Genomic DNA, 25,812 nt, shown 5'->3' with positions numbered 1-25,812 from the left:
TGACAGGGGTCAGTGCATTTTTTCCGGAGCGGACAGTCAATCCCTCAGCGGGGCGTAGGCCGAAGCGTAGACTGGAAATTCGCTTCTTCCCCTCCACTACAGCTACTTACAAAACCAACAAAAAAAAAAGAGGACAGACCCAATGTCTGTCCTCCCGCATCGCTCCACTTCCTAGATCCACACCCAGAAAATAAAGACGAAAATCGCTAACAGGATTACGAACAATCCTGCAAAAATACTGATCCGTGCAAACTCATGACCTTTTTGATCCATGTGCATCCAGACATACAGCTGGAAGAACGCTTGAACAAAGGCCAGTGCTACGATGAATGGTACGGTAAAACCTACTGGAATCGCTTCATACGCCACTGCAATAAATGCCAGTGCAGTCAATACGAGAGATCCGATGAAAGCAACCAGATGTCTTTTCGGACCATCGTGTTTAACTTTCGGCTTACGTACCTCTTCATTATGAGCTTGTGCTCCCATAGATTATCCCACCTTTCCACCGATCATACCCATGAGATATACCACGGTAAAGATGAATACCCATACTACGTCGATAAAGTGCCAGTACAGACATGCCAGATAGAACTTTGGTGCAGTTACTACCGTCAGGCCCTTTTTCGTCGCTGATAATTGCAAAAGGATGATCCAACAAATCCCGAACGCTACGTGAGCTCCGTGGAATCCAACCAATGTGTAGAAGGCAGATGAAAATGCACTCGTTGACATTTTCAGTCCTTCATTCACATAGTGCACGAACTCGTAAATCTCCAAAGCAAGGAATCCAAGACCGAGCAATACGGTGATTGTCAGCCATAGCTGAATCTTCTTCAGGTCTTTCTTGTGGAGAGCCAGTGTGGCCATAACACTTGTCATCGAGCTGGTGAGCAAGAGTAGTGTTGCCACAGCAACGAGATTCATGTCAAACAACGCTTGGGACGTTGGTCCACCATTTGCCTGATCACGAAGAGCGATAAATGTTGCAAACAAGGAACCGAAGAGAACTGTCTCTCCACCGAGGAAGAGCCAGAAGCCAAGAACCTTATTCTTGCCTTCAAGGGTGGCTTTTTCTGGTTCGTCAGGCAATACTGCATGATGATTGGTAGCCATTAAGCCTTAACCCCTTTCTCTTCAAGTTCATCCTCGTGAATGTGATAACCTGGATCGTCTTTCACAGAACGTGTGAACATGCAACCCAGTGTAAAGAGCATTCCAATAACGACTACCACGTAGTTGTGGTAGATAAAGCCATAGCCTGCCACGAACAAACCGAGAGACATCAGGAATGGCAAGAACGATGGCGATGGCATGTGAATATCGCCAAGAGGTTCCGCAGGCGTCATGCCTTTGTTACCAGCCATTTTCTCCACCCACAACGCATCCAAACCGCGAACGAGAGGGGTTTGAACGAAGTTGTATTCTGGAGGCGGCGAAGGAATTGCCCACTCCAATGAACGTCCATCCCATGGATCTGCTGGAGCTCGCTTGGAGCTTTTCGCTGCAACGACTACGTTGATCAAGAATAGGATGGTACCGATCGTCATTCCAAATGCACCAATCGTACTGATAAAGTTCCCCATATCCAGGTTCTGATCTTTGAGGTATGTAAAGACGCGGCGCGGCATCCCCATCAGACCCAGGAAGTGTTGCGGGAAGAAGGTAAGGTGGAAACCAATGAAGAACGTCCAGAAGTTCCATTTACCGATTGTTTCGTTCAGCATTTTACCGAACATTTTCGGCCACCAGTAGTAAAGACCTGCGAAGAGACCGAATACGAGACCCCCTACGATAACGTAGTGGAAGTGAGCTACTACGAAATAACTGTCATGGTATTGGTAGTCAGCTGGCGGAACCGCAAGCATAACCCCTGTCATACCACCGATTGTAAATGTTGGGATGAAGCCTACTGCAAACAGGTTTGCGGTAGGGAAGCGGATTTGACCGCCCCACATGGTCAACAGCCAGTTAAAGATTTTGATACCTGTAGGAACAGCAATCAACATGGTTGCAAGTCCAAACAGTGTGTTGGCGATAGCACCGAGACCTGTTGTGAACATGTGGTGAGCCCACACCATGAAGCCCAAGAAACCGATCAGCGCAGTTGCAAATACCATGGAGCTGTAACCGAACAGGCGCTTTCTTGAGAAGGTAGAAACCACTTCAGAAATAATACCGAATGCTGGGAGAATCAAAATGTATACTTCGGGGTGACCGAAGATCCAGAACAAGTGCTCCCAAATGACAACGTTACCACCCGCGTCAGGATTGAAGAAGTTTCCGCCGAACAAACGGTCAAACATCAGCAGAACCAGACCAACCGTAATCGCTGGGAATGCGAAGAGGATCAAACCGGATGTAATAAAGGACGACCAGGTGAACATTGGCATACGCATGAATGTCATACCTGGAGCACGCATGTTGATGATAGTAACCAAGAAGTTAATACCACCAATCAGCGTTCCGAGACCGGCAATTTGCAAACCGAGTACGTAGAAGTCTACGCCGCTTCCACTGTATTGATTTAAAGCCAAGGTTGTATACGAAGTCCAACCAGCATCAGGTGCGCCACCCAAGAACCAGCTTGTGTTCAGTAGCACTCCCCCGAAGAAAAATAGCCAGAATCCGAGTGCGTTAACAAACGGGAATGCTACGTCGCGTGCACCGATTTGAAGGGGAACAATCGCGTTCATCAAAGCAAAAATGATCGGCATAACTGCCAAGAAAATCATCGTAGTGCCGTGCATCGTAATTAATTCGTTAAACGTCTTGGCACCAATCAGTTCAAGCTCTGGGTACATCAACTGCAAACGAATCAGCAGGGCTTCCAAACCACCGGCCAAGAAGAAAATTCCACCAGCAATCAAATACAGGATCGCAATTTTCTTATGGTCTACTGTCGTAAGATAATCCCACAGCCCCGAGCGATTTGGTGCATGAGAAGCATGTGCAGACACGGGTTTACCTCCTTTTTAAGCGTCACTGCCTATGACGATTGTCAATGCAACAAGTTTTATGAGGTTTTACTTTACTTTTTCTCGCTTACACTCAATGTTTCCATGTACTCTACAAGCGCTTTCACTTGCTTGTCATCGAGGTTGAGGTTAGGCATTTTATTGCCCGGCTTCATTTTTTGCGGATCTTTCAGCCACTCTGCCAAGTTTTCAGGCGTATGCGCTTTGATACCTGCTACACGTTCGCGATCTGCAAAGTTAGTCAGGTTTGGACCCATCTTACCGCCTTTACCTGCCACAGCGTGACATCCCAAACAGCTCTTATCGAAGATTTGTTGACCTTCTGCAGCCAATGGAGAAGTTGCAGTTACAGGTTCTTTTGCCTGAACGCCCTTCATGTTCGCTACCCAAGTGTCAAAGTCTGCTTGTTCCATTACTTCTACCTTGAAGTCCATCAAGGCATGGGACGCTCCACAGAGCTCCGCACATTTACCATAGTAAATGCCTGTCTTGTCTGCTTGCAGCCACAATTTGTTTTCTTGCCCTGGGTTCGTGTCAATTTTACCGCCCAACGCCGGAATCCAGAATGCGTGCTTAACATCAGATGCGCTTAATACGAATTGAACCTTTTTGCCTACTGGCAATACCAAGTCTTGTGCAGTCGCTACTCCAAGATCAGGATACTCGAATTCCCACCAGAATTGGTGAGCCGTAACCTTTACTTGAACTGCTTCCTCTTTTGGATACTCCTTGTGCAGAGCGAAACCGGTAGTAACAGTTGGAATCGCCATGATGATGAGGAGCAAGAAAGGAATTACCGTCCAAAGAATTTCAAGTGCATGATTTCCTTCGACCTGCTTAGGAATACCTTGCTGTCCGGGACGCTTACGATAACGGATAAGGACGTACGTAAAGATCAGCATAACGACAATGAAGACGCCGATCATGATAGCGGAGGACAGCTTCATCAGGTCAAACTGCATCGCAGCTACCGGACCAGAGGGCTTGAGCGCTGAGAGCTCATCTCTGCCACACCCGGTTAACACTAGCGCCAGCAAACCAAATAGGGAAAGCTGACGCCAATACTGTTGCCAACCCTTCATACCAATGAACCCCTCTTTCTTCGTGTTGGTAACGTTCTAGCCACGCCCTACAACTAGAAGTCTTCGTACTCTTCTATTTGCATTAAGAAATCGCCTTCAATACTTTCCACAATCTATAATGCCCAAACGGGAAAAGTATTAGCAGCCATTCCAAAAACAAACAGGAAAGTAAGGGGCAGTATTGCACACTTCTACCCAAGCGTGGTAACCATTTAAGTATACATAAATTTTCCTTAATACAAAGTCTATTTGTTATGATTTTGTTAACAAATTTATGAACAAATTTGTGAACTTTCAAGTTAATGATTACCTAATAACCCATTTTATAGGAGAATTCTATGCAAAAAAGACCGATTGCACTAGTCACTGGTACCTCAAGTGGCTTTGGCATGCACGCATCAGTCGCATTAGTCAAGGCTGGTTTTCAGGTAATTGCTTCTATGCGTGACCTAGCAAAAAGAGACCCCCTTGACAAATTTGCAAGCTTGCAAATAGATCCTGAACATCTGGAAGTCATTTCCCTTAATGTTACGCATCCGGAACAAATTCGAGAAGTGATTGCCTCTATCCTGGCACGGCATGGACGTATTGATCTTTTGCTGAACAATGCCGGCTATGCGTTAGGTGGCTTTGCTGAGGAAGTCACTTCTGAGGAATGGCGTAAGCAGTTTGATGTCAATGTGTTCGGCCTGATTGATGTCACTCGGGCAGTCTTGCCTTATATGCGGCAGCAACAATCTGGACGGATTATTAACGTAAGCAGCATCAGTGGGCGATTTGGTTTCCCCGGTCTCTCCCCATATGCTGCATCCAAGCATGCAGTCGAAGGCTTCAGTGAATCGCTTCGACTTGAAATGTTACCCTTTCAGGTCCAAGTCGTCCTTGTTGAGCCCGGCTCCTTTCGTACAGCAATCTGGGAGAAAGGCATGCAAGAAAAACAGCTTGATGAAGCCTCTCCTTACGCCTCCCAAATGAAACAACTGATGCGTCACGTAGATGCAATCATAGAAAAGGCACCTGCACCTGACGCAGTCATCTCAACGATTGTCCATGCTGCCACCACTCCCAAGCCACGATTCCGCTACCCGGTTGGCCGAGGCGTGGCACTCACGATCGCCGCAAAAAATTGGCTTCCGTGGTCATGGATTGAACGAATCGTGACAAAGCGATCGTGATGATTTGTTTTATGCATAAAAGAACACACCCCTGAAAGGAGTGTGTTTGCACGTTGAACACTATACACTTTCCGTTCGTCCTGTGCGTATCAGCCAAACATGTTGGATATATTCAGCTACGCCAAAAAATATCGCAACAAAGCCTGCCCCGATAGCAGCGATTTGAGCCGTCGGCAAAAACACAATGCTTCCATAAACGATCAAAAAGCCGATAATCAAGTCAAACATGGTCGTCAGCCAAAGACTCCCTGCTGTAAGAATCGCCCTATCTAAAAAATATCCGGCGACTGCCAAGACAAATCCGACTCCGACAGACTGATATAGATTTGCGAAATTCACTTCTGGAAAGAGAGCATCTGCCAAAACGACCAACACCGGACTAACAAGCAGCTTCATCAAAAGACCGTCCACGTCTATTTACTCTCCTTTACTGGGGGTGTACTCAGTATGCCCCTCGCTTACTTCAGCCATGTCATGACTCCATCGTATACCGGCTTGTAAACCATTTCCATCCAATAAACAGGATTGGGGACAACCTCTTTTTCGGCTCCTGCGTACAAGCCCACACTGATGACAAGCACCCCAAGAAAGACAGCGATCTCTTTGCGCTGCCGCTTCCGAATCAATCGGGGCAGCTCGTATGCACAAACCATGATGGATACAACGATGACAGCAAATGTAGACATACAAACTCCCCCTGATTCTGTTACACAGTCATTTTTCTTCAAACGCATTATTGATGGTCCCTAAACGTCTGATTTTCACATTGGCTATGACATGGACAGGAAGCTTGGCAAATTCCTTTCCCCAATCGTCCCCTATCTTCTTCCATACTTTCGGGTATTTTCGGTGGATCGCTTCGCCGAATCCATATATGTCTATTCCATTTTTTTTGGCATTGGCAATTGCTTTTGTCGCCAATGCTTCCATTGATTTTTCCGACTCTTTTTCCAGCTCCTTGATCGTATCCTTCTCTGTCAGATCTAGCTTGCATTGCACTTCCCCAATATCGTTTTCCAAACCGATGTGAACGATGATTTCAGGCGTGCCATTTTTCATGGTAGCCTCGATTTTAGCGTCGGCGCGCATGACTTCCATCGTCAAGAGTCCTCCCCCCTTGCAAGGCATGCTTCCAACTGTGCTTTTTACTTTGCCTGTAATGTAACTATATGCTTTGCTGTCCGATTCACTCAGCCATGTAATCAGCTTGTCTCCTCGGAACGTAGCCAATGTCGTGTATTGAAGCAGGACAGGTGTATCTATTTCTTCGACATTTTTTCGTTCGTCTCCCTCACTTCCTGGCCCAGACAAGCGGATACCTGTCAATACTGCTTGCTTTCCCTTGCTGGTAAAGTCGGTAATCAATTGATCCATCGTAATTGCTGCGGTAGGCGCCCATACTTTGGAAGATGTCTCCAAAGAAGCAAACATTTCTGTGGAAGGAATTTGTTCAAGCGGTGTGATCACTTTCAAGATATTGCGGGCCGTTGTTCCTCTAGCTACGGCGATATAAAAATCAGTTCGAAACTCATGGTCGCGTGAGACAAAATCAGTGATTGGAGAGATCCCTTCCCTGGCCACTTCCTCGCCAAATATGAGCATCCTGGTGTGCGCCATGTATATTTTACGCGGAGATACCGTAGTCATTTTACGCACAGCCTCAAAGATGGTCGGAGCGTTCATGGTAAAGAGCGTAACGGGCGAACGTCCAGGCTTCCCTTTGTTGGCTGCGACCTCTGCCGGGTCTACTACTTGGACCGAAACTTGATAGCCTCCTTGCACTTTATCAATACCGATCCCGACAGCAATCGCCAAATCGTTTAGTTCTTTTCGATCCCAACAACCAGCTAGGATAATAACGAGCACGATGCAGAGAAGAACTTTTATCCCTTTCACTGCTGCCCACTCCTTTACATGCTGTGAAAAGCCTCTTACTTCTGGGGTGGTAATGGCTTTATCCCTCTAGATTGGCGGCGCAGATTGTTTTTGGTAATCGATTCAGGTCGTTTGTCCATGGCCCAACGAGGCAAGCGAAGAATCGTGTCTCTTTGCTCTTTCAAAGAAAACGGGGCAAACGATTCCATATACGGTACGCCAAATGAGCGCAGACTGCATAAATGCAGCACTAAGGCAAGCATCCCTACAATGACTCCGTATATGCCAAAGGAAGCAGCCAGAACCATCAGGGGAAAACGAAGAATCCTCACGGTAATCGACATGTTGCTCGCTGGGAAAATAAAGCTGGATATTGCGGTAATCGAGACCACAATGACCATCGCTGCCGAAACAATCCCCGCTTCCACCGCTGCTTGTCCGATGACCAGCGTTCCCACGATGGAAATGGCTTGACCTACTGCGCGCGGCATGCGGATTCCAGCCTCTCGCAATATCTCAAAAGCCACTTCCATCATGATCGCCTCGATAAAGGCTGGAAATGGCACTCCTTCCCGCTGTGCCGCCAAGCTGATCAGCAGCTGTGTCGGGAGCATCTCTTGGTGGAAGGTCGTAATAGCGATATAGAGGGAGGGAGCAAGCAATGCTATGAAAAAACAGGCGAATCGCAGCATGCGAATCAACGTACTAAAATCAAAGCGCTGATAATAGTCTTCCGCTGAATGAAAAAACTCCACAAAGAGAGAGGGCACGGTCAAAACAAAGGGAGTCCCATCTACAAGAATCGCTACGCGTCCCTCTAATAGATTCGCGGCCACCACATCCGGGCGCTCCGAGTTAGCGATGGTGGGGAATGGTGTGTAGGCTTCGTCCTGGATCAGTTCCTCAATCATTCCGCTTTCCATGATGCCATCGATGCTGATTCGATCCAGTCTATTGCGTACTTCTTCTACAACCCCCTCTTCTACAATCCCTTTCATATACACAACCGCGACTTCTGTCTTGGTTTCCTCGCCGATTCTGTTGATTTCAATCCACAGCTTTTCACTGGAAATACGTCTCCGCAGCATCGTAATATTCGTGCGAAGTGTCTCCGTGAAGCTTTCCCGCGGTCCACGAATGACTGTTTGCGATGACGGCTCAGTAACTCCTCTGTCCTTCCATTCCTGCAAACCGACGTGAATCCCTTGCGAGGAGCCATCCATGAGAATGATGACACAGCCAGACAGCAATGCAGTAAACAATGTGGGAAAATCAAATAAATCTCCCATGTCCCCTACGGTCAGGACTGACTCTTTTAAAAAGGGAATGAACTCGTCCTCGCGTATCCCTGCCCATTCCTTCAAACGCGTCTTGTATAAAAGACTATCAATTAATACGGCTTGTACCAGGTACGAATCAACCATGCCATCCGCATAAAGGACAGCTGCCCGAACAGGTTCTAGGCTATTTATGACTACTTCTCGAATCACAATGTCATCGCTGTATCCGAGCGATTCTTTTACATAGTGAACGTTGTCGTCTAAGCTGCAACCAATCTGAGCCATTCGGATTTCTCCTCACATCGGCAATTATGAACACAGTTTTTCCGATTGCTCCCATTACTAAACAAAACGATCATGACCATTTTCACAGAAAAAGACCTCGCACTCATTTAAGAGGACAAGGTCTTTGCGTATATATTCTACACTATGGAGCAGGTGTTTGTTCATCACCTGGCAATGCTGCATCGTCAAAGGAAGGGTCTAACCATTCTACTTTGTGTTTTTCCTGAAGCGTGTTTAACCAGGTACCGTAGTTCTGACTGCGATTTTGGTCAGTCAGCATCATCTTGATCTGGTCTTTCACTTTATCAAACTCAGGTGCCGGTGACCCCAGCTGTTCTTTATTTGTATCGTAATAGGTTTTGACTTGCTCCTCGGTGACCGGGAATGCTTTATCCAGCAATTTATCCCGTGTCATGAGCACGCTCAACTTATCTCGCAGCTGAGCTTCAGTCATTCCCATACTTTTCAAGTAGTTTTGAAATGCCTCAGGTGAACCTACCTGTTGTTTCATTGAATCAATCTCTTTATCCATATCTTCTTGCGTCACCACGGCGTTTTGCGCCTTGGCTTCCTGCTTGATCAACGCTTCCGCAACAAGTTCATGTATCATTTGTTTTCCGTACATTTTCTTCATTTCACTGTAAAGCTGATTTTGTGTAATGGAGGTATTGCCGGCCGTTACCAATACAGGGTCATTACCTTTTGCCCACGATTGATAAAACCCTAAAACAGCTAACCCCGTTAATAATATGGCAACCGAAAGCATGGAAATATCAAACTTCTTCACTTGGATATCCTCTCTTTCTATAATCTGCCCTCCAAGTATAGAAAGAAGTTACGGTAGAAAAATGGAAAGCGTATTACACAACTTTTCCACATTTTAAACATATTATGCGCTACATAAAAAATCGGGTGAAAAAAGAGGAGAGAACGGAGGCGATGACAGGACCTAAAACTGCCCAAACCTGTAAAAAGCGTTCTTGCTTCCTGTCTTTTTCTACTTCCATATACTGAGCGAGTGATTCTTTGTCCCGATTATCGTTATTTAGCAATTGCAAGATAATATCTTTGTCTTTTTCCGTTTTCTCTACTTTCATTTCAAACTCAGTCTGCAGTTTGTTCAACACTTGCAGTACATCATAACGCACATCCTCCATGCGTCCCAATCGGTGTTCAATTCGTTCCAACCATTTCGTGACTACAATCATTTGTCCCTCAAGCTGATCGATTCGTTCATCGAATTTGTCTAATTTTAAATAGATACGTTGGATATGCTGATCTATATCTTTCTGATTTTCATACGGTCCCGCTGTCATAGATTCCACCTCCCCCGTCCGTCCTTTATACTACTTGTTTATGTAGCGGAGAGGAGCCTTGCTTGTATGGTTATCCCTCTTTGTTCAGTCTCGTGTAAAAAAAGGCGGTAAAACAAATGTATTTCCAAATCCTGAATTCAGCTAAAATAGATGGAAGACTATCTAGCATTTCTCTCAAATAAACGGGAGCATGACAGTTTATTCATAAAGGAGGATACCATGACAACAACCTTGTTGGAGGTAAAAAGGGTAACGGGTGGGTACTCTTACAACCACGCTGTAATTAAAGACGTCTCCTTTCACATACGCGAAAAAGAAATTGTGGCGCTAATCGGGCTGAATGGCGCAGGCAAAAGCACGACAATCAAGCATATTTTAGGACTCTTGGAACCAATCGCAGGCGAAATCAGCATTGCAGGGAAAACCTTTCAATCAGACCCCGAAAACTATCGTTTGTCTTACGGGTATATCCCCGAGTCTCCCATTTATTACGAGGAGCTTACGCTGTGGGAGCATATCGAGTTAATGGCAATGAGTCATGGGCTTTCGCAGGAAGTTTTTTATGAACGAGCTCGTCCTCTCTTAAAAGAATTCCGCATGGAAGAAATGAAGGACCGCTTTCCCCAACAGTTTTCCAAAGGTATGCGACAAAAGCTCATGATCATGATGGCGTTGCTCGTACAACCGTCTCTGTACATCGTGGATGAACCGATCCTGGGGCTGGACCCTCTGGGGATTCGTTCCCTGCTCTCGTGGTTAAACCGTTGCAAGGAGCAAGGGGCTGGCATTCTGATGTCCACACATATTTTGGCGACCGCCGAGAAGCATTGCGACCGATTCATCATCTTGCACAAAGGCGAGATTAGAGCCCAAGGAACGCTAGAGGAGCTTCGGCGTATTACAGGGCTCCCAGATAGCTCCTTGGACGACATATACTTGCATATCGTAGAGGATGACAGCCAGTGAAAATAGACGTAGATCAATTATTTCGCAAACGATTCCATGCCTTTTCAGTAGAATTCATTCGGTATGCCCAGTACATGGCCAATGGCGGTTTGATGTTCGTCGCGATCTTTTTGATGGGGCTGCTCGCCTTCTACTACCGCAGCATCATCACGCTGATACCAGCCTGGTTCCCTTTGCCGTATGTCATAGCTCTCGTGATTGCAACCGTCGTCGTGAGAAGCCCCCTGCGCACGTTTTTGCAGGAAGCGGATTTGCTTTTTTTGACTCCGCACGAAGTCAGGCTGGATCGCTATTTCCGGAAGGCGCTCGTCTACAATTTTGTCATTCAGAGCATAGTGGTGTTTATCGTTCTGCTGCTGCTCATGCCTATGTATACAGAGGTCGTAGGCGCACAAGGCGTGCAGCTGTGGGTTTATTGGTGCATTCCCCTACTCTTGAAGGGCTGGAATGTTTATAGCAGTTGGATATTCTTACGCTTGCCAGATCAGAAGAAGATCGGATTATATACGCTCGTTCGATTTGTCTTTTCGTATATCCTCTTGGCTTGGGTATTGAGCGAAGGGCAATTCTTACGCTTGGGTCCTATCCCATTTGGCGTTCTGATCTGCGCTGCGCTCTTGATCTGGCTCCATTCGCGAATGTTGACCTATAAGAAAAAACATTCCATTCAATGGTATCGCCTGCTGGCCATCGAAAGCGGCCTGCGTAACCGCTTTTATCAGTTCGTGAACAACTTCAGGGATGTTCCAGCCATGCAGCACCAGGTGAAGTCACGGTCTTGGCTCATTACCCTGACCAAATGGCTGCCTTACGGTCAATCAACCGCAGGACGTCATTTGTTTGCTAAAAAATTTATTCGCTCAGGTGACTTTGCAGGCATATACTTTAGACTCATCCTGCTGTCAGGCTTCGTCGTTCTCATATTGCCCGGTCCGTATGCAAAAATCATTGCTGGCCTGCTCTTTATTTACATGACAGCCAGCCAGATCAGCAGTCTCTGGCGCCACCAGCTAAAGCGCAACGGATATGCGATCTTTCCGATTCGGGATAGTCAGTTAAAACAGGCATTTAGCTGGCTGCGTATGGTGCTATTAGGTGTGCACGGTGTAGTTCTTGTGATCATTGGAATTTTGTAGTGTAGGCTTGCAGTCAAATGAAAAGCCGCGTGGAAGAAGCGCATTTCCAGTCCAAGCGCCTCTGGAGCCCGACAAAGCGGAGGTCTGAATGGCGGGAGTGCTTTTAGCTTCAACTCTGCAAACTCCTCATCGAAACCTCTACTTTTGAAGCGGCTCCCGCCATTCAGACCGGAGCGGACAGTCTTCACCCACAGCGGGGCGGAGGCCGAAGCGTAGACTGGAAATGCGCTTCTTCCCTCCACTACAGCCAAAAAAAAACAGCTCTTCTCGGCACCGTTTTGCCAATAGAAGAGCTGTTTTTCATTGATAGATAAAGTAATTACTTTACAGTCGGAACGTATCAACCTTGTTGCGCAGCTCCTGAATGCTGTCTGTCACCTGCTCGGTTTCAGACACGAACTGATCAACGTTTCCACTGACCTCGTGCATCGTAGCAGATACTTCTTCGGTTGCTGCTGCTGTTTGTTCCGAGATTGCAGTAACCGTCAACACGGATTCATTCACCTTGTTCTGACCTTGCTTCATCGTCTCTACACTTGCAATAACATTCGCAAGCGACGTCTTCAAGGTATGCGTCATGTCAGACAGAGCCGTAATGCCTTGTGTGACGGAATCCAATCGCTCTGTACCCGCGTTGTAGCGATCCAGCGTCGCATTTGTTTTTTCCGTAGCTTGTCTTACCTGATCTTGAATATCTTTGATGCTCTCCTGGATAACGTGTGTTGCTGCTCCTGTCTGTTCAGCCAGCTTGCGAACTTCTCCCGCTACCACAGCGAAGCCTCTGCCCGCTTCACCAGCACGCGCACTCTCGATGGCTGCATTCAATGCCAACAGATTGGTTTGTCCAGCGATTTGCTGAATCGTTTCAATCACGTCGTTAATTCGGCTCGATTTTTCTTCGAGAATCGCCATTGTATTTTGCACTTCATGAAATTGTTTGTTCGTCTCTGTTCCATCTGCCAAAAACTCTTGCAATACTTTGTAGCTGCTCTCTCCGATATCGGACACGCGATTGGATACCGTATCCATTTCGTCAATCGCCTTATTCAATTCAGTCAGCTCGCTCAGGAATTCTTGAACCGTTTGCACCGTCATCTCCATCGCAGTTGCAGTCTGTTCATTCCCCTGTGCAATCTCTTGGCTGGTGACTACGATATTTTTGTTTTGTTCACGAACGGAAGTGGCCCCTTCCCGAATGGAATTCGCCATGCTGTCGATATGCTCGGTTGTCTCTTTTACTCCGCCAATGATTTGACGAAGCTGAGCCGTCATCTCACTAAAAGCAACGACAATTCGGCCAATCTCGTCTTTTTGGTTGGAAACAGAAATCTCTGTAGACGTGAGATCACCAGAAGCGATACGCATAGACGCCTCTTGTACAACTTGCAGTGGACGCAGCATCTTTTTGATCAAGAAGAATACAGCAACCAAAGCAATGATCGTTACTACAATCATCGCGAGAATGATGCGTGGCATGGTTTCATCCAAAACCTGATCGTTAATCAGCTCAACTTTATCTGCCGCCGTATCCACACCAAGCACGGCAATCACTTGACCGGATGAATCTTCAATTGGGGCGAATGCACTTAGGTAGTCCCCATACACAGGGTCTTTGACGATTGGCGTGCTGTTTGAGCCGCCTTCCAGAGCAGGAGCAATTTCAGCCCTGCCGGTAGAGGTCGTCTCTTGACCGATTGCAGAGGCTCCCTCTGCTCCTTTCGCCGTTCCATCGACCATAATTTTTACTTTTTCACCGTCTGCATGAAGAATATAAACATAAAGGGCACCTGTCTTTTCGGTGTAATCAAGCAAAGTATTGCGGATCTTCCAGTAATCATCACTCTCTTGTGGTTGAGATATAAATTTCGCTATCAATTCAGAATCGAGCCCTTGAGAGATATGCAATGCTGTGTTGATGCTTGAGCGCGAGAGTGTCTTTTCAACAGTGGTTACGCTGTTTTGGTAAATCATGAAAATATTGATTGCCAACATGACGGCTATGATCACCGCTACAAGAGCAACGACCCGTGTTGCCAAGCTCTTACTCATCCTGTTTCACTTCTCCTTCGCCGGTTACGATATGTGTACTGCGGACCACCCACCCGGGAGTGGACGCATTGTTGCGGGAGGTTTTGCCTTTTCGTAAAAGGATCAGCATTGTGTTCTCACACGGTGCCACTCGATAAAAAAAGCACCCAAAAAGGGTGCTTTTCCTCAACACTCCCTACCAGTCTTATCGACAATCGGTAGTGAATTAATTAGGACTTTTGTTGGGCGATTATGAGAAATCGATGGGTAGGAATATCGATATAACCAACCTCTTCGATTTTCTTGTGCAGATCGAGCAGGGCATCGGCGTACTTTTCTACAGTAAAGTCACGAATCTGCCATTCGATTGCCTTCAAGTAGTAAACAATGGCACCTATGTCGTAGAAACGGGAAAAGCTCATTTCCTCTTTTTGCTCCAAAACCGTAAGACCGGCTTCCTCCAGTTCATTCACTGCATAGGCAAGATTCCAGTGCAAGTAGTCTGGTGGGATCGGAGCTCCCAACAATCGATTCAGCTCGAGATTGTCTTGACCGCCTACTTGCTGGGTAACAAATGTACCCCCTGGTTTCAACAGGCGCTTCATTTCAGGCGGCAAATAAGCTTCGTGTCGGTTGATGATCAAGTCGAGTGACTGATCCTCAAAAGGCAATATTTCTTCCCCGTCTACGGCAAATACACGAACACCCAAGGGCTCCAGATTGGCTTTTGACACGGCTACATTCGGCTCATAGCCTTCTGTCGCATACGTCTCCAAAGGAAACGGCGCCAGCATAGAAAACAGCTCTCCACCACCTGTTCCCATATCCAGCATAGAGCGAATACCGTTCATGTGGTTTTTCACGATGTTTACGTAGTTCCAGCTAAGTGGTGCATCCTGCATCCTGCCTGTCGCAGTCAATCTGGCAAAATCCCACCCAGCGAATGGTGCCTCGATTTCTTCTTGAAAGCTTTTGATCCAATCCTTGTTCTCCATGTCTGCTTCTCCTCTCGTTTATACTAATCTGTTCGCGTCCATACCAGACGAGGCGGGAGAAGCTCGAGCACGTGCACTTCTCCGACTTAAGGCGGAGTGAAAATACTGCCTCGGTACGTTTGGTCCTCAGCCGTTTCTCTATATCATTAGTATCGAACTAGTAAACAGGAGGATCTGATCATGGCTGATTTTGAAGTGCTTGCCGGGATTCATCAAGGATTGTTTCTGGTCCTTCTCATCGTCATGCTGCTCCCGACAATGATGGCAAACCAGCTCGTTTTCCTTCCGACGAAACGGGCTTTCATAAGCAGTGCTCGTATCACTTTATGTTTTTCATGGTCGGCCCTTTTTGTATTGGCGGGTCATTTGGTGATGACGTGGGTTTTGTTTGAATCCTTTGGTTGGCTTTACATAAAGGATAAGCTGCTTGGCTTTTTACCTTTTATTTTTGTTCCATTGCTCTGCTGCCTGCTCTCTACTTTTCCGCGACTGTGGGAGTTGGCCGGGAAAGGCAGCAGAGAGTCAAGGCAGTCACTAGTAGATACGGAATATACCCGAATTTTGTTACACGTGAAAAATGTCAGGCATGCAAAAGCAATCTCCACGAATCTAGACGACACGTTAGATGCAGAGTCGCGAGGAGACGCATCTTGCCCCGAATTGCTCGTTCCGCTGCAAGCAAGCGTCTTGGGCTGTCTGATTGCACTCTTCCTTCAAGTCTTTTTTCCGGCAGTTACGCTGGAACCGTCCATCTTGTTTCTCGCTTGGGGCGTTTTTTTAGCCGGGGTCTCCCTGCTCTGGATTCGGCAATCGTGGAAGCATCAATACCACTCCACTGCGGAAAATTGGGTAAAACCACGTCGGCTGCACCGCTTTATCCGTTTTGCCGCGTTTCTCCTGATGACTGCTTTTATTGCGACGATCTGGGGAAATCAAGCAATGGTAGCGAGTCGCCTTTCCGATCATTCACCTTTGCGAGATCAGAATCAGGACGATCACGCTCTCCCCGATTTCGTTTTCCCTGTAACGGCAAGTGCCCAATCGATGCCTTCCACAGGGATACTTGGAAGTGTCGATGAACCAACAAAGCCAAACAAAGGAAAGCCTGATCGAACGTTTTCACTGAGCGCACAGAAAACAAGCGTCCGTCAAGTATCAGGCAAAACCGTGGAAGCATGGACCCTGAATGGTCAATATCCCGGACCTGAGCTGCGTATGAAGCAAGGTGAGCTCGTTGAAATCATCCTTATGAACAAGGATATTTCCGAAGGGATAGACATCCACTGGCATGGTATGCAAACTCCTGCTAGCGATAATCGCATTGCAAAAGGAGAAAAATCTGTTTATCGTTTTCGCGCAGAACAAACAGGAACGTATTGGTATCATTCTCATCAGCAAATTCCTGGGCAAGTAGTGAATGGGCTGTTCGGTGCCCTTGTGATCGAGCCGTCGGAAGCAACAGCTACGGGCGCCCCTATCCGCGATATCGCCATGATTCATCACAAGGACGACAAGGCAGGCGCAACGTTAAACGGCTCACATACGCGAATAAACGAAACGATTGCTCCTGGGACAACGGTTCGTCTACGTTTTATAAACGCCGAAAATGCTCCTGTTAGCTATTTGCTGCAAGGAACTCCTTTTCAAGTAGTCGCGATTGACGGGACCGAGGTAAACGAACCGAATTTGATTGCCAATCAAGCCATGCAGCCGGGGGCAGGCGGTCGATACGACATTCAGTTTACGATGCCCAATCGTCCCGTGCTATTTGCTCCTGCTGCAAACCAACATGACAAAGGGCTACTGCTAAGTCCAGATGGGTCCGAAGATGCTGTGCCCTTCATCGATGCAGAGCTTTCTGTCTTTGACCCTGCACGCTACGGCAGTCCGATTGCCACACCCTTTGATCTCTCTTCCCATTTTGATCGGGAATACCAACTGCTCATCGATGGGCAGTACGGGTTTTATAACGGTCAATTCGAGCGTTTGTCGACCGTAAATGGCGACTTGCTTCCGGATACCCGCATGATACTTGAAGAGGGAGATCTCATAAAGCTGACCTTCGTCAACCGTAGCTTCAAGGATCAATCGATATATCTGCACGGTCATCACATGCTCATCTTGAGCCGGGACGGAAAAAAAGTGACAGGAAGTCCATGGTGGACGGACACTCTCCAGATAGCGCCGGGTGAAACCTATGAAGTCGCTTTCCGCGCGAATAATCCTGGTGCATCGATGGAAGAGAGCCTGCCTAAAGGTGAGACCGCTTTTGGCATGGCAATCCCGCTGGTGTATGAAGAGCAGCAACAATAAGAAAACAGCAGCCCGTAGCGATTCGCCAGGCTGCTGTTTTCTTTTATTCTCTTGTTACTGAGACTTTTTCCGGTTCTTTGCCGCCAATAATCTGTTTAGCGTTTCGTCGGGCTGGGTCTGCGTTTGCTTCTCCAGGTTCTCTTTTGCTTGCTCGTTCTTGACTGCGGCTGGCTTCACCCGATTTCCAGCCGTCCCTACCGGATGAATGGGAGGAGCAGATACGACTTTCTGGTCATCTGTCCGGTCTTCACGTGTCCGTCTTGTCGCAGAGCGCTTCTCACCGAGGCGAGTCAATACTGCCTGTTGTTTCGCATCGGCAGACGTGGACTTGCGCTGTCTCCTTAGGTTAGAAAGCCTTGCCCACCACTGATCCGGCAACTGCAGACGGCGAACGGCGATATCGATTGGCAGCAGCAAAGCCGCCAACATCAGCAACCACTCACTGATCGACTGTGTGTCCCATTTATCTGGAAGCGTGCCGCCAAAAGCTTCTTCCGGTTTGCTAATCTGATTCCCTCCACCAGCACTTAGCCACTCTTGAAGCTCTTTCTCTCCATCGGCAGGCATTCCGTATTCGGGTGAATAGGAAACGGTCAATCCTGTCGTTTGGCTCGCCATGACTCTGCCTTGATTTTTTTGTGAGATCTGAATCATGTAAGTGCCCGGATCAGCCGTCTCGAATTCACCCTCCATGACGCCTGGCGCAATCGGCTTAAGCTTGATGACCTCGCGCTTCATCTCTTGATTGAGAACGACTGCCTCCATCTCTTGAGGCAGGCTTCCCCCGGTTGGCATCGTAACCGTCACATTGCCTTTTGCACCGTTCACACTCGTGGTCGTCTTCCAAGCGCCTTCTGTAATTTGTGGGAAAGTCCATGCCACGATTTCGTTCCACAGACGGCTGTTTCCTCCCCAAGCTACCCAGTCCGGTGACCATTTCCCTTCCAGATCACTCGTCCAGGCGACAGAACGGCCCAAACCATACTGCCAACGGGTGAGAATCGGATCATCGTCAGCGCTCACCAACGATGATTCTGCTGTTTGCTTCGGTGTCGTCGCTATATAAGCACGCACCGGTGGCAATAACTGCTTCAGCGTAGGCCATGCTCCCACCCCTGTAAAGCCAGGTACTTGGGGCTTCTCCACAATAAACGTACGACTGGCTAAGGCTGTTTCTTTACTGAAGATTTTCGGGATCGATTCGGCATCGTTTGCAAAGTAAAATCTACCCTTCCCTAACTCGGCAATCATCTCCAGCAGCGATCTATCCGAATCGTCACCCAGCGCCACTGTTGAAACGGTAATATTTTCAGCCGTCATTTGTTGTAGCAGACCCTCGTAATCGTCGTCGAGCGCAGACTGCCCATCTGTGAGCAAGATAACATGCTTACGCTGCGTGTTCATCGCCTTTACACGTTCATAGCCCAGCTGTAAGGCAGGGAAAATATCGGTCCCGCCATCCGCTTGGATTCTGCTGATCTGCTGTTGGATTTCATCCAGCTTCGTGACGGACTGTGGAGCTACGACATCCCATGGTGCATCGTCAAAGGCGATCACCCCAATGTAGTCCTGTGCATTCATCATGGTTGTCGCTCGAATCGCGGCTACCCTAGCCAGAGCCATCTTATCCGCACCTCTGGCATCCGCGCTCATACTGCCTGACTTGTCGATGACCAGTTGGAGGCCGAGCGAAGGGAGCTGTTCCTTCCCTTTTAAATCCATGTGTACGGGTAATGCCTCTTCGATTGGTGTCTGGAACCAGCCACCCATGCCGAAGCTGTCTTTGCCGCCTGTCATGATCAAACCAATGCCCAAATCACGTACAGCGGTCCGCATGCGTTCCATATCCGCATCAGTCATGCTGGTAGCGGGCACATCTGCCAGTACAATGGAGGAAAATTGCTTGTAGCCCTCTAGCTCCTTTGGCAGAATTGCGAGATCGCGCAGCTCCACCTTGATATTGCCTGCTTCCAGCGCTTGAATGAGGTTGCTGGCGGCACCCGAATGCCCTTCGGCTACGAGTACGACTGGTGCCCCGGCTACCTGCGTATAGGCTGTAGCCTGATTGTTCGCCGCTACGGTATCTCGTCGCGGCTCGATTTCCACGCGATAGCGATGGAACCCCTGCTGCATCGCTTTTTGCGAAAAAACGAAACGGTTTTTGCCCTTGTCGATCTGTACTGTTTGCTGGCCTGCCTCGCGATTGCCTTCATACAGGCGAAGGGTTGCCTCGGTCGCTAGCGTACTCTCCACATCAACGGTGATGCCGTATTCCTCGCCCGCATACAGCCTTTGCGGTATCTGTACAGATGTAAGAACGACCTCATCCCCATTGGGCTGCTGCAAGGAAACGGCCTCTACAGCGATTCCACGCTCCCGCGCCAGTCTCGTCTGCCGTGCCGCATCTCCGTTTGTTTCCAGACCATCTGTCAACAAGACGACTTTTCCTCTGGCATTGGTAGGGATCATGGCAGACGCCAAGCGGATTCCTTCTGCCAAATTGGTAGCATTCCGGTTGACATCCACGCCCAAGGGCTGTACCTCCTGGCGTATCGTCAACGGTTGATCGACCGCCGCCTCCGCACCTACTGCAATAACAGCATACTTATCCTCTGCCTGCTTTTGCCCGATCGCCTCGCGCAAAAAGGAGAGAACCCGCGGATCGTCCTTCATGGAAGCCGATCGATCTACAACAAACACAATCGTTTTCGCCTGGACAGGTGTCAGTAGCTGTGTCCCTGCCAACGCCAAAACCAGAAGGAGGAATAGAATCGAGCGAATGGTAGCGATTGTCGCCTTTCTACTGACGGGCATTTGCTTTTGACGTCCCCACCAGCTGATAATGACATACGCAACGGGAAGCAATAGCAACAGGAATAGCGGCTGTATAAAGTTAATACCCACGCTGGTACACCCTCCATTCCACCAATAACACCAAGAGAGCAAACGCCGCCAACCAATAGGTCAGCTCCTTCGTTCCCAGCGCTCCTGTTGTGTCAGTCGCTGTTGCTTCCTCCCTCTCCTTTTGTCCTTCGACATTCTTTTGGACAACGCTCACAGACTTTGGTGTAATATTCGATTCTTCCTCATTCATTTGGACAGTAAAATACGTACTTTTAGTCCCTGTATCCATCCCTTCGTCAAGGCGATACAATCCGGTCAACTCCGGTAGCTGCATCGTTTTGGACGTGGCGTCCTCCGTTAGAGACTGCTGGTGTCCATTCGGATACGTCAAGGTACGTGTTGTCGCTCCCGGTGAAAGTGGGATGGTCAAAACCTCTCCCGGATGTGCCAGGGGGATAGGGGCCGTTTGACCAGGAGACAACCAGTTGACGACATTTTGCATGAAAATCGGAAAAGCAGGACGAAGCGGAAAGTCCGAAGCATGCAAATCAAATCCGATGATGACCATTCGTCGACCGTCCATGATCCCGGCTCTCACCAGATCGACATCGCCTGCGCGTACCAATGACTTCATACCGGGCATCTCGTCCAATACGTATCCTTTTGCGACATGCACATCTCGCCAATCTACGTGCTTGAGCAGCGGGTCATCCGGGGTTACTGGTCTTGGCTGTTGATCCAATTCTTTTTCTCCAGCAAGGGGCAACCACTCTGATTTCTTGTTTGGAGCAATCAACAGGATGTTTCCTTTTGGCAGCTTGTCTGGCACGACTCCGTCAAAAACCCACAGGTCACGCGCAGGCGCCGCAGCATCCGGTGCCTGCTGAGCCGTTTCCACCTCCAGGCTGCCAACGGTCTGCAACACCTGATGCAAGAAACGGTTCCCTTCTGGCGAATACAGCACTGCTTTTCCCTTCCCGGCAGCAAATGGGACACTCCACATGACATTATCCTGGGAAAGTCCGTCCTGCTCCGGTTCGATGACTGCACGATAGACGCTGGACACCGCCAGCTTCTGAAACGAAAAGGTCTGGGAGCTACCCGCTCCAATCGCAAAAGAATCCGTATCCAGCAACTTGTCTTGCTCATCAAAAACAGTGACTTTTCCTTTTGCAGGCATACTGCCGTGATTGTCCACCCGCAGCAATCCCTCTATCCCTTTTTCCGTAGGCTGGGTCACAAAAACGCCGATTGCGGCATTCTCGCGGGTGCTTCCCATCTGCATGAACTGAAAGCTCCCGGAAAAAGCAGGAACTGAGCCTCCATCCAACTTGCGCTCCCCGCTTCCGTCCCCCATCCAAACCACTCCACTGCCTGGTTCATTCTCTGCAATGGCTCCTGCCAATGACAAGGCTGCGATTTGATCGGATGTCCCAGAAAAAGGCGCAAGCTTTTCAATGGCCTGCAAGAGCAGTTCTTTGTCTGCACTTTTCGAAACCAACACATTCGGCTCACGCCCTGCCTCGATGAGGGTCATCGTCTGTCCGCTTCCCAGCTTCTCTACGAGCGCTTTTGCCTGCGATACGGCTCGTTCCAGCCGCGTCTCGTTCCCTTCCTTCGCCATCATGCTCCCTGATGTATCCACGACTATAATGGTATGGTCGGATGTGATTCCCTCAGTGAGAACGGCCGGTCGTATCAAAGCCAGTACGAGCAAGCAGGCAGCGAGCAGTTGCAGCAGCAGCAACAGGTTGCGCCGCAGCCTTTCCCACGGTTTTACCGCTTCCCAGTTTTGCATCGTACGCTGCCACAGGAGCGTACTTGGTATGACACGATCCTCTACTTTTCGCTTGAGCAGATAGAGGACGATAATGGCCGGGATAATCAGTGCAAACCACAAGTTGCCCAAACCCATCCACTGCATGTTGTCTCTCTCCTCTCTAGCGAATCAAGCCGGCCTGACGAAAGACATGGAAGACGATCGACTCCAGCGATTGTTCAGCCTCGACGCTGACACTGGCAATTCCTCTTCCATAAGCAAACGCGGACAGTTCTTGTTGATAATCTCGCAAGCTCTTATGGTACTCTTCCATCAAAAGGCTGGTCAGGGATACTTCTTTTGCCTGCCCTGTCTCTGAATCTATCAACCGCAGCTCTCCCGCATACTCAGGCGCAAGCTCTTCTTTGGAAAGCACCTGGACCAGCGTGACCTCTTGTCTGGCCGCCTGCAAATACGCGATGCCTTCCGTATAGCCTGACTCGAACAAAAAGTCCGACAGCACGATGGATATGCCTGCTTTGCCGCTGACCGCCCCAGGCTGGCGCATTGCCGTTTGAATATCACCTGCCCCACCTTCTTGCAGGGAAGATAGGAAGTGGAGAAATCGATGCGCCTGGCTCTTTCCTTGCAGCCCGGTAAGTGCTGCCGTAATGCGGCTGTCAAATGCATAGACCGACACATGATCGAGGTGACACAAGGACAAATAGCCCAGAGCCGCGGCAATCTCGACAGCACGTGCCATTTTGTTCGGTTGCCCGTAGCCCATCGAACGACTGCAATCGATATACAAGTTCACATGTAGCTCTGTTTCATCCAAGTACTTTTTCAAAAACAGCTTGCCTGAACGGGCATACGCATTCCAATCGAGCTGCCGCAAATCATCGCCGGGAACATACGCCCGAAAGTCCGCGAACTCCATGGAGCTGCCCAGCTGTCTCGCCTTTCGCTTTCCTGCCTGGCTGCCGCTGACCGCTTTGCGACTAGCCATCTGCATTCGCTCCAGCCTAGCGAGCCATGACGGATCAAGCAGGTGTTGATTCATACCTTCTGCGTCCCCAGTTCGTCCAAAATATCCATAATGACGCGGTCTGGTCGGATGCCGTTTGCCTCTCCTTCAAAATTGAGGAAAATACGATGGCGCAGCGCTGGCAGAGCAACTGCTGTCACGTCCTCATACGCCAGATTGTATCGGCCAGCCAATAGTGCACGTACCTTTGCCAAGGAGACAATCGCCTGCACGCCACGCGGTCCTGCGCCGTTGCGCACATATTTGTTCACTGAGGCAATCGCCTGTTCGCCCGGATGCGTCGCTAAAAGCAGCTTCACGGCGTAATCCAGTACCACATCAGCTACCAGCACTTCACGCGCTGCCTGCTGAATCTCAGCAATTTGCTCGGCTGAAGCCACTTTTTCCACGGTAATCACTTGGCTCGTGGTCGTTTGCCGCACGATCATTTTCAGTTCTTCTTCCGTCGGATACGGCACGTCGATCTTCAATAAAAAGCGGTCCATCTGCGCTTCTGGCAAGGGGTATGTCCCTTCCTGCTCCAGCGGGTTCTGTGTCGCGAGAACGAAGAACGGCGCTGGCAGCGGACGAGTCACTCCCCCGGCTGAAACCGTTCGCTCCTGCATGGCCTCCAACAGGGCACTTTGTGTCTTCGGCGTCGCCCTGTTGATTTCGTCAGCCAGCACGACATGAGCGAAGATCGGACCATGCTGGAACTGGAAGGACTGCTGTCCCTTCTCGTCGACCAACAGGATGTTCGTTCCAGTAATGTCTGTCGGCATCAGGTCCGGTGTGAACTGAATCCGTTGAAAAGACAGCTCGAAGGTTTGGGACAATGTCCGAACAAGCAGCGTTTTGCCCAATCCGGGAACGCCTTCCAAAAGCGCATGTCCACCTGCAAACACGGCCCACAGAAGTTGCTCGACCACATCTTTTTGTCCTACGAATACCTTCCCAATTTCCTGCCTGACAAGCTCTACTCGCTGCAAGCAATCCTCTAGTGTTTGCTGCGCCATCGCCGTGTCTCCTTCCTGTTGTTGAATGATCTTAAGGCTCTATTTTGCTGAAATAATCCTTCACGATCTGTTGATAATCGCCGGGAATACTGCCCTTTTCCATACTCTCGCGGGCAAATTGCTCATATTGGCCATACACTTCCTCGTACGGCAGCGTTCCACCGGAGGAGACTTGTGTGTTTCCGCTTTGCTGCGACTGGGAAGGTCCTGACCCGAGTGAGCCTCCGACCGTATCAACAGGTCCGTTTTCTCCACCTATGCGATCTGCCGGGACGGTAACGAGCTCGTGTCTACCTTTTCCTAAGCCTGCCCCGCCACCTTGACCGCTCCCTTGACCGCCAGAGCCATTTCCGTTGCCATTCCCATTGCCGTTCCCGTTCCCTTGCCCCGAGCCATTATTTCCATTCCCAGGCTGGTTTGCCGGGTTCGCCCCTTGATTTGGATTGGCTCCTGTTCCCGGTGTTGCCGCAGTTGGCTGATTCCCGGGTGACCCCGATGCTGGGGTCGCCTGGCCTGTTTCTGCCGTACCTGACCCAGCTCCACTCGCTCCAGCAGTTCCTGCTTGTGCGCCTGCACTGGCAAGCGTCATCTGCGACTGATTGAGCGAAGCCGCGGCATGTATAGCTGCGAGCATGGCTTGCTGAGATTGCTGGATGCCCGTCATGGCCTGCATCAAGCTGTTCTCGAGCGCAGTCATCGCTTGAGGCACTTGTCCTTGGGCTGTTTGCTGGGCTGCCTCTGCCAGTTGTTTGGCGATATCCTCCAGCTCCTTCGAGTCAGCAGACTCTGCCTCTTTTTTCAATTGCTCTGCTGCGCTAGCGAGTTCGCGGGCAATCTCTTCCCGCTCTTTTTGCGGCATGCCCTCCATGGCTTTTGCCATTTTTGCCAGGGCCTCCGTCATGGCCTGTCGGTCTTTTGCCTCCATCGCGCCAGCCAAGGCTTGTGTCCCTTCTTGATTACCCAAACTGCGCTGGAGTGCTTGCAGCGCTTTTTCCTTGTGCTGCTCTGCATCTCTGACCTTCTCCAATTGTTTTTCGGCAGCGCGCAGTGCATTTTGACGTTCTGCCGGGTCGTCTGCCTTCGCAAGGGCCTTTTTTGCCTGCTCCAGCATTTCCGCAAGCTGCTTTTTCTGCGCATCGGTTAAGCCTGTGTTCTTTTTCACATCCTGCTTGAGTGCCTCTACTTCTTCCTCGACCTGCGCGATTGCTTTCTCTTCCTCTGCTATCTGGGCTAGTCGCAAGTCTTGAGGGTTCGGCCAAACAAACAGTACCAGGCACACCAATAGCAAGCTGCTTGTGACGTACACCTTTCTTTGGACCAGCGACCAGATGCGGACACTCTCTACGACTTGCGGCAAATTTTTACGCAGATGCTGCAGGGCGTCTTCCCTCTGCATACCCGCTACCATCGACTGATTCTCTTGATTCTCCCATGCTGTAACCACTCGCTGGGCCAAACCATTCCCGTCTGCCACTTGCGCACATTGGAGCCATGTAGGGCGCATCCAAAGTGCACGCACTAAACCTGTGATAACAACAAGCACTGGCAGCCCAATCGCGATCCATTGGTAAAACGGAATCGGCCAGATGCGGGCAAGGAGGAGGAGCACGAGACTCGCCCCCATTCCCCATAAGCCATAGACAATGAGCTGCTGTATCCATACACGCAAGCCCAGTTGCTTACGAATGGGTGTAAGCAGTGACTTCAGCTCGTCGTTCGCTTTAGAGGTAAACATGG

At 49.3% G+C, this 25,812-nt stretch carries 21 protein-coding genes; 4 read left to right on the top strand and 17 right to left on the bottom strand.

Features of this window, described 5'->3' with window-relative positions; all coding sequences use genetic code 11:
* Window positions 1-171: 171 nt before the first annotated feature.
* From C7R93_RS06485 to coxB, 4 genes are all read right to left on the bottom strand, one after another.
* A complete protein-coding gene (locus C7R93_RS06485) occupies window positions 172-489 on the bottom strand; it encodes a cytochrome C oxidase subunit IV family protein (protein WP_106838039.1) in 318 nt (105 codons plus the stop codon).
* Window positions 490-492: 3 nt separating this feature from the next.
* Entirely contained in the window at window positions 493-1,116 is a 624-nt protein-coding gene (locus C7R93_RS06480; protein ID WP_106838038.1) for a cytochrome c oxidase subunit 3, read from the bottom strand.
* A complete protein-coding gene (ctaD, locus tag C7R93_RS06475; RefSeq protein WP_106838037.1) occupies window positions 1,116-2,960 on the bottom strand; it encodes a cytochrome c oxidase subunit I in 1,845 nt (614 codons plus the stop codon). The genes C7R93_RS06480 and ctaD overlap by 1 nt, the downstream gene beginning before the upstream one ends.
* A gap of 71 nt (window positions 2,961-3,031) precedes the next feature.
* A complete protein-coding gene (coxB, locus tag C7R93_RS06470) occupies window positions 3,032-4,060 on the bottom strand; it encodes a cytochrome c oxidase subunit II (protein WP_106838036.1) in 1,029 nt (342 codons plus the stop codon).
* A 338-nt stretch (window positions 4,061-4,398) separates the two neighbouring features.
* Here coxB and C7R93_RS06465 point away from each other — a divergent pair, with 338 nt between their 5' ends.
* Complete coding sequence (locus C7R93_RS06465; protein ID WP_106838035.1) at window positions 4,399-5,235, top strand: oxidoreductase; 837 nt, start codon at window positions 4,399-4,401, stop codon at window positions 5,233-5,235.
* A 60-nt stretch (window positions 5,236-5,295) separates the two neighbouring features.
* Here C7R93_RS06465 and C7R93_RS06460 read toward each other — a convergent pair whose 3' ends face one another.
* The 6 genes from C7R93_RS06460 to C7R93_RS06435 all read right to left on the bottom strand — a co-directional run bounded on the left by C7R93_RS06460 (window position 5,296) and on the right by C7R93_RS06435 (window position 9,991).
* Window positions 5,296-5,646: a DUF2512 family protein gene (locus C7R93_RS06460; RefSeq protein WP_106838034.1), complete on the bottom strand. Its 351-nt coding sequence runs from the start codon at window positions 5,644-5,646 to the stop codon at window positions 5,296-5,298.
* A 47-nt stretch (window positions 5,647-5,693) separates the two neighbouring features.
* Window positions 5,694-5,921, bottom strand: coding sequence for a hypothetical protein (locus C7R93_RS06455; protein ID WP_106838033.1), 228 nt, complete (start codon window positions 5,919-5,921; stop codon window positions 5,694-5,696).
* Between the two features lie 28 nt (window positions 5,922-5,949).
* Window positions 5,950-7,131, bottom strand: coding sequence for a Ger(x)C family spore germination protein (locus C7R93_RS06450; protein ID WP_106838032.1), 1,182 nt, complete (start codon window positions 7,129-7,131; stop codon window positions 5,950-5,952).
* A 35-nt stretch (window positions 7,132-7,166) separates the two neighbouring features.
* Window positions 7,167-8,675 (bottom strand): spore germination protein, encoded by a 1,509-nt coding sequence (locus C7R93_RS06445; RefSeq protein ID WP_106838031.1) that lies wholly within the window; start codon window positions 8,673-8,675, stop codon window positions 7,167-7,169.
* A gap of 142 nt (window positions 8,676-8,817) precedes the next feature.
* The gene (locus C7R93_RS06440; RefSeq protein WP_106838030.1) at window positions 8,818-9,462 is read right to left on the bottom strand and encodes a SurA N-terminal domain-containing protein; all 645 of its coding nucleotides are present in this window, start codon (window positions 9,460-9,462) and stop codon (window positions 8,818-8,820) included.
* A 109-nt stretch (window positions 9,463-9,571) separates the two neighbouring features.
* Window positions 9,572-9,991: a hypothetical protein gene (locus C7R93_RS06435; RefSeq protein ID WP_106838029.1), complete on the bottom strand. Its 420-nt coding sequence runs from the start codon at window positions 9,989-9,991 to the stop codon at window positions 9,572-9,574.
* 219 nt (window positions 9,992-10,210) lie between these two features.
* On the opposite strand from C7R93_RS06435, the gene C7R93_RS06430 reads away from it, so the two are divergent.
* A complete protein-coding gene (locus C7R93_RS06430; RefSeq protein WP_106838028.1) occupies window positions 10,211-10,957 on the top strand; it encodes an ABC transporter ATP-binding protein in 747 nt (248 codons plus the stop codon).
* The gene (locus tag C7R93_RS06425) at window positions 10,954-12,093 is read left to right on the top strand and encodes an ABC transporter permease (RefSeq protein ID WP_106838027.1); all 1,140 of its coding nucleotides are present in this window, start codon (window positions 10,954-10,956) and stop codon (window positions 12,091-12,093) included. Before C7R93_RS06430 ends, C7R93_RS06425 begins: the two co-directional genes overlap by 4 nt.
* A 324-nt stretch (window positions 12,094-12,417) precedes the next feature.
* Here the strand turns inward: C7R93_RS06425 and C7R93_RS06415 are convergent, their stop codons facing one another.
* Together C7R93_RS06415 and C7R93_RS06410 are read right to left on the bottom strand one after the other, a co-directional pair.
* Window positions 12,418-14,142 carry a methyl-accepting chemotaxis protein gene (locus tag C7R93_RS06415; protein WP_106838026.1) on the bottom strand — a complete coding sequence of 575 codons (1,725 nt, stop codon included), beginning with the start codon at window positions 14,140-14,142 and terminating at the stop codon, window positions 12,418-12,420.
* A 209-nt stretch (window positions 14,143-14,351) separates the two neighbouring features.
* On the bottom strand, window positions 14,352-15,116 hold the full coding sequence (locus C7R93_RS06410) for a class I SAM-dependent methyltransferase (protein WP_106838025.1): 765 nt from the start codon (window positions 15,114-15,116) through the stop codon (window positions 14,352-14,354).
* Between the two features lie 180 nt (window positions 15,117-15,296).
* On the opposite strand from C7R93_RS06410, the gene C7R93_RS06405 reads away from it, so the two are divergent.
* Window positions 15,297-17,429, top strand: coding sequence for a multicopper oxidase family protein (locus C7R93_RS06405; protein ID WP_106838024.1), 2,133 nt, complete (start codon window positions 15,297-15,299; stop codon window positions 17,427-17,429).
* Between the two features lie 54 nt (window positions 17,430-17,483).
* On the opposite strand, the gene C7R93_RS06400 is transcribed toward C7R93_RS06405, so the two are convergent.
* The 5 genes from C7R93_RS06400 to C7R93_RS06380 are packed head-to-tail and all read right to left on the bottom strand — an operon-like array spanning window position 17,484 to window position 25,810.
* Window positions 17,484-20,333: a VWA domain-containing protein gene (locus C7R93_RS06400; RefSeq protein ID WP_106838023.1), complete on the bottom strand. Its 2,850-nt coding sequence runs from the start codon at window positions 20,331-20,333 to the stop codon at window positions 17,484-17,486.
* Window positions 20,323-22,197, bottom strand: a complete 1,875-nt coding sequence (locus tag C7R93_RS06395) for a vWA domain-containing protein (RefSeq protein WP_106838022.1) — start codon at window positions 22,195-22,197, stop codon at window positions 20,323-20,325. Before C7R93_RS06395 ends, C7R93_RS06400 begins: the two co-directional genes overlap by 11 nt.
* 16 nt (window positions 22,198-22,213) lie before the next feature.
* On the bottom strand, window positions 22,214-23,095 hold the full coding sequence (locus C7R93_RS06390) for a DUF58 domain-containing protein (protein ID WP_106838021.1): 882 nt from the start codon (window positions 23,093-23,095) through the stop codon (window positions 22,214-22,216).
* Window positions 23,092-24,075: an AAA family ATPase gene (locus tag C7R93_RS06385; RefSeq protein ID WP_106838020.1), complete on the bottom strand. Its 984-nt coding sequence runs from the start codon at window positions 24,073-24,075 to the stop codon at window positions 23,092-23,094. The genes C7R93_RS06390 and C7R93_RS06385 overlap by 4 nt, the downstream gene beginning before the upstream one ends.
* Before the next feature lie 31 nt (window positions 24,076-24,106).
* A complete protein-coding gene (locus C7R93_RS06380; RefSeq protein WP_106838019.1) occupies window positions 24,107-25,810 on the bottom strand; it encodes a hypothetical protein in 1,704 nt (567 codons plus the stop codon).
* Window positions 25,811-25,812: the final 2 nt, after the last annotated feature.

The sequence above is a fragment of the Brevibacillus fortis genome (assembly GCF_003013395.1).
Lineage (GTDB): Bacteria > Bacillota > Bacilli > Brevibacillales > Brevibacillaceae > Brevibacillus > Brevibacillus fortis.
This window is presented reverse-complemented; position numbering and strand designations above follow the sequence as displayed.

What these genes read in the sequence shown, in the direction of transcription:
- C7R93_RS06385 (WP_106838020.1), bottom strand. Translation starts at nt 24,075, where the DNA reads ATGGCGCAGCAAACACTAGAGGATTGCTTGCAGCGAGTAGAGCTTGTC.
- C7R93_RS06415 (WP_106838026.1), bottom strand. Translation starts at nt 14,142, where the DNA reads ATGAGTAAGAGCTTGGCAACACGGGTCGTTGCTCTTGTAGCGGTGATC.
- C7R93_RS06435 (WP_106838029.1), bottom strand. Translation starts at nt 9,991, where the DNA reads ATGACAGCGGGACCGTATGAAAATCAGAAAGATATAGATCAGCATATC.
- C7R93_RS06405 (WP_106838024.1), top strand. Translation starts at nt 15,297, where the DNA reads ATGGCTGATTTTGAAGTGCTTGCCGGGATTCATCAAGGATTGTTTCTG.
- C7R93_RS06410 (WP_106838025.1), bottom strand. Translation starts at nt 15,116, where the DNA reads ATGGAGAACAAGGATTGGATCAAAAGCTTTCAAGAAGAAATCGAGGCA.
- C7R93_RS06430 (WP_106838028.1), top strand. Translation starts at nt 10,211, where the DNA reads ATGACAACAACCTTGTTGGAGGTAAAAAGGGTAACGGGTGGGTACTCT.
- C7R93_RS06485 (WP_106838039.1), bottom strand. Translation starts at nt 489, where the DNA reads ATGGGAGCACAAGCTCATAATGAAGAGGTACGTAAGCCGAAAGTTAAA.
- C7R93_RS06465 (WP_106838035.1), top strand. Translation starts at nt 4,399, where the DNA reads ATGCAAAAAAGACCGATTGCACTAGTCACTGGTACCTCAAGTGGCTTT.
- C7R93_RS06390 (WP_106838021.1), bottom strand. Translation starts at nt 23,095, where the DNA reads ATGAATCAACACCTGCTTGATCCGTCATGGCTCGCTAGGCTGGAGCGA.
- C7R93_RS06480 (WP_106838038.1), bottom strand. Translation starts at nt 1,116, where the DNA reads ATGGCTACCAATCATCATGCAGTATTGCCTGACGAACCAGAAAAAGCC.
- C7R93_RS06380 (WP_106838019.1), bottom strand. Translation starts at nt 25,810, where the DNA reads ATGTTTACCTCTAAAGCGAACGACGAGCTGAAGTCACTGCTTACACCC.
- coxB (WP_106838036.1), bottom strand. Translation starts at nt 4,060, where the DNA reads ATGAAGGGTTGGCAACAGTATTGGCGTCAGCTTTCCCTATTTGGTTTG.
- C7R93_RS06445 (WP_106838031.1), bottom strand. Translation starts at nt 8,675, where the DNA reads ATGGCTCAGATTGGTTGCAGCTTAGACGACAACGTTCACTATGTAAAA.
- C7R93_RS06455 (WP_106838033.1), bottom strand. Translation starts at nt 5,921, where the DNA reads ATGTCTACATTTGCTGTCATCGTTGTATCCATCATGGTTTGTGCATAC.
- C7R93_RS06395 (WP_106838022.1), bottom strand. Translation starts at nt 22,197, where the DNA reads ATGCAGTGGATGGGTTTGGGCAACTTGTGGTTTGCACTGATTATCCCG.